The sequence below is a fragment of the Pseudomonas sp. genome (assembly GCF_037994325.1).
Classification (GTDB): Bacteria; Pseudomonadota; Gammaproteobacteria; order Pseudomonadales; family Pseudomonadaceae; genus Aquipseudomonas.
The window spans coordinates 1-3,839 of the sequence record NZ_JBBNAH010000203.1 but is presented as its reverse complement, the minus strand read 5'-3'; the positions used below and the strand labels follow the sequence as shown (position 1 = coordinate 3,839).

Annotated in this window: 4 protein-coding genes; 2 read left to right on the top strand and 2 right to left on the bottom strand. The window is 53.9% G+C overall.

Translation table 11 applies throughout. The annotated features are described in order from the left end of the window. Window positions 1-537, bottom strand: a 537-nt coding sequence (locus tag AAAB16_RS06865) for a recombinase family protein (RefSeq protein WP_340662666.1), incomplete at its 3' end; no start/stop codon positions are given. Window positions 538-1,196: 659 nt separating this feature from the next. Between AAAB16_RS06865 and AAAB16_RS06860 the strand changes: the two genes are divergently transcribed. Together AAAB16_RS06860 and ycaC are read left to right on the top strand one after the other, a co-directional pair. After that, window positions 1,197-1,742 (top strand): hypothetical protein, encoded by a 546-nt coding sequence (locus AAAB16_RS06860; RefSeq protein WP_340662665.1) that lies wholly within the window; start codon window positions 1,197-1,199, stop codon window positions 1,740-1,742. 374 nt (window positions 1,743-2,116) lie between these two features. Continuing rightward, complete coding sequence (gene ycaC / locus AAAB16_RS06855) at window positions 2,117-2,746, top strand: isochorismate family cysteine hydrolase YcaC (RefSeq protein ID WP_340662664.1); 630 nt, start codon at window positions 2,117-2,119, stop codon at window positions 2,744-2,746. 438 nt (window positions 2,747-3,184) lie between these two features. On the opposite strand, the gene AAAB16_RS06850 is transcribed toward ycaC, so the two are convergent. Then, on the bottom strand, window positions 3,185-3,839 hold a 655-nt coding region (locus tag AAAB16_RS06850; protein WP_340662663.1), incomplete at its 5' end, for an SDR family NAD(P)-dependent oxidoreductase.

Below are 3,839 nucleotides of genomic sequence, written 5' to 3'. Positions count from 1 at the left end.
TCCATATCCAGCGGTACCACTAACTCGGAATCCGAGCTCTGCCAGTTTTGTTTGACCTTTAAAGACTGTTACTGACAGTTCTCGGCTGTACTCTCCCGCCATCATCCGTTTTATACTTTTGATGATGCTGGATATGGGCGATCCATCATTCGCGAATTGCTCAGCACAATACTCAACCCTCACGCCGTGCTGACGACACCGAACTTCGTAGCTCGCGCTCTCGTCTGGATCCTGGAAGCGCCCCCACCGGCTCACGTCGTACACAAGGATGACGCCGTAATCACGTTGACCCGATGCTACGTCTCTGAAGAGTTGCTGTAGCCCCTCTCTTCCCACAAGACGAAGTCCGCTTTTGCCGGAATCCACATACACCTTAGAGATTTCGAGACCGTGGGTAGCGGCGTAGAGTTTGAGCGTATCCAGCTGGTTCTCAGTCGAATATTGCTGATGCTCGGTGGACATGCGCACGTAGGCCGCCGCTCGCTGTGAAACAGCGATGCCCTCCTCAGCGCAGATAGCTTTTTTTCTTGGAGGCATATGAGCTTTCCGTCGGTCAGCAGCATTTTCGACGCACTGAAAAGCCTCAACAATGCGGCTTCATGACCATAGAAGAAGGTCTCGGAAAAATGATTACTAAAATGGGCAATGATTTTCCGGCTGGCGTAGGAAGCGTGCTGTACGCGAACGCCATTTCGGCAGCGCTGCGTAGCGAGTTAGGGCAGACACACTGCGCATTGAAGACACTACAACGGTGGACAAATGCAAACGAGCGAACAGCGAAGAACTGGCTAGCTGGAACGCACGGCCCAAGCGGATACCACCTCATCATGTTGGCGTCCCACTCAGAGAAAGTTCTGCAGATGTTCCTACACCTCGCTCAACGGCCGGAGGTAGTAGTGGCACTATCGCTACCAGCTCTGCGAACCAGCTTGCTCCAGACTATTGCACTTCTTGATGAGTACCTATCTGTCGAACCTAGAGCTACAGCTCATTGATGAAAGGTCGATCCCTGGCGTGCATTGAACGTAAAGGAAGTGATCCCGGCCTAATGCATGGACGCATAACATGCAGCCGCTGCTCTCCAGCGAAGTCAAGATACACATCTAAATCGACCCTAGTGGGAGTTAGGTACCGGAACCCCCCGATACAGAGTCCTGCTAACGTCCTTGCATTCAGACATAAAACTGGTGAAGAGAATGGGCCAACTAACGGACACAGAGAAGAAGCTGGCGCTGCTTGTCATTCGTGAGATGGAGAAGAGTCAACGCAGCATTCAGGATCTGCAGAAAGGCGCTCAAGAGGTGCTCAATGTGTTCCGTAAGGTCACCGCGCCGGAACGTCCCAATCGAATGAAGCAATTACTCCAACGCATGCTTTTCCCTTTCAGTAGAGCCCCATCAGACTCATCACTAAGCAGACGCAGATTCGGCGACCGCAGAACCCATTTTCCGCCAGAGGACGGCCCGGAAAGCCTGCTAGCTACGCCCTCTATTTCAGGACGTCCGCACCATCATTTCGTCACCGCTGAAAATGGGCAAATGTTCCTTGTCGTTTACGCTTGGGCAGATTTAACAAGCAACAAGATCTCGCGGATTCGCGTACTGGTTGAGATGGCAACGGAGGGTAGTTTTGACACTATCGCAGGCGAAGCACCTGGCCCTTTCGAGGACCAAGACGCAGCAAATGCTAAAGCGATTCAGATTGCCATTCGCTGGTTTGAGCGAGCAGACCGAGATCCGTAAGCGATCATCATGCTAGCTCCCGGGTGCCACTCCAAACGCCCGCTTTGGTCCGAAAAAGCCCGTCGCGACAGGCAGCTATTGGTCGCTAACCGGCCGCTAAGGGGCATCCATATCACCAATGCTCGTGCACTCGCTTCGCTGACCGTCACAGACGATCTTTTGAAAAGCGCCGTTGTAAGCGGCCAATCGCCAGCCATGCGGTTTTGCGCAAATCCGAACCGCATCGTTCTCAAAATAGAACGCTGCGGGCAATTTTCGGCATCTGGCGGGCTAAAGGGGTCGGAATTAAGCTTTGTCCCACGCAGCGAAAACTGCACGGAAACGCCTAATCAGCCGAAAGCCTCGGCATCCAACCTTAGAGAGAGAGCCTTGCCATGACCGTTACCACTACCTACAACCGCCTCGACAAAGACAACGCCGTAGTTCTCCTGGTCGATCACCAAGCGGGCCTTCTGTCTCTGGTTCGCGACATCGAGCCAGACCAGTTCAAGAACAACGTGCTGGCGGTTGCTGATCTGGCTAAGTTTTTCAACCTCCCAACGATCCTCACCACTAGCTTCGAAACAGGCCCCAATGGCCCTCTCATGCCGGAACTGAAAGAGATGTTCCCAAATGCTCCGTACATCGCTCGCCCCGGTCAGATCAATGCTTGGGATAACGAAGATTTCGTCAAAGCCATCAAGGCCACGGGTAAGAAGCAATTGATCATTGCCGGTGTCGTGACCGAGGTGTGTGTTGCGTTTCCAGCCCTGTCAGCTATTGAGGAAGGATTCGATGTATTCGTGATAACCGACGCGTCCGGTACCTTCAATCAGATCACTCGCGATGCGGCATGGGATCGTATGAGCCGAGCCGGCGCTCAGTTGATGAACTGGTTTGGCGTAGCGTGTGAGCTTCACCGCGATTGGCGTAACGACATCGAAGGCCTGGGCAGCCTTTGTGCAAAACACATCCCCGACTACCGCAACTTGTTCACTAGCTACAACGCATTGACCGTCAAGTAAGAGTCGATGAGGTGAAGACCTAGCAGCCAAAACAGGCTTCTAGGTCTTCGGCCGTTCCTAGCTCCCTTCGACTGAGTGCTGGCGATAATCGCCGCGCACGTCCGATCCGAAGTCATCACCGAGTAGCTCGATCAAAGTAGTAACGAGCACATCTTGAAGGCCCAACGCGCGTTCCCGCCGAGAAGCCGTTTCCGTATGATGACCGAACGAGCTATTCGAAAGGTTCCGACGAGAAATCGTCAAAAGGCGCTCCATCCGCAAAGTCTGTGTTTAGCAGCCCCAAGCTAGATTCTCCTGGCGCATTGAACCAGTTTGCTTGGGACGATCCGCGCATCGTCAAAACGCTCAGCGAATGCGGTTAGTGAGAGGTGACTGAGCGTCCAGACAAATGCCATCTACTCTCAGCGATGCCATCGGGCGCCGCTTACTTGGCCAGCATCATTCTGCAGGCGGCTTATATGCCGCGAGCATTTTCAATACGTCGGCATGGGAACCGCTCGCCTCAGCAAAACGTAATGGCTTGGCGCGCTCGACCACAAGTTCATGAGGGGGCGGCGTGCTGTTAAGCAGTTCGAAGACTTCATCCAGAAATTCCTCCAACGGCATGGCGTGTTCGTCGTTTTCCTGCCCAAGCAATTTAGTGCGCACGCCCGGCGGCGCAAGTTCGATAACCTCGACGGACGAGGCCTCTAATTGCACGCGAAGACTTTGCGTGAAGGAATGGACTGCCGCTTTGGTTGCGCTGTAGGTGGGTGTTGCAGGGAGCGGCACGAATGCCAGCGAAGAACTGACATTGATGATCGATGCACTGGGCTGCTTGAGCAGTTGAGGGGTAAATGCATACACCATTCGGATGGTGCCCAGTAAGTTCGTGGTCACGGTATCTTCGGCCGTGCTCAGGTATTGCGGGGCAGTGAGGTCCTCCCATTGCATGATGCCAGCGTTATTTATAAGAACATTCAAGTTCGGGTGGCTGAGCGCAAGCGCTTCGCTGTTGTGCTGGATGGATTGGGGATCGGATATGTCCAGCACCACGGACTCAATGCCTGGGTATTCCGACACAATCTTGTCGAGCAGCGCCTTGCGACGCCCC

Coding starts and splice junctions, on each gene's coding strand:
- AAAB16_RS06860 (WP_340662665.1), top strand. CDS start 1,197: ATGGGCCAACTAACGGACACAGAGAAGAAGCTGGCGCTGCTTGTCATT.
- ycaC (WP_340662664.1), top strand. CDS start 2,117: ATGACCGTTACCACTACCTACAACCGCCTCGACAAAGACAACGCCGTA.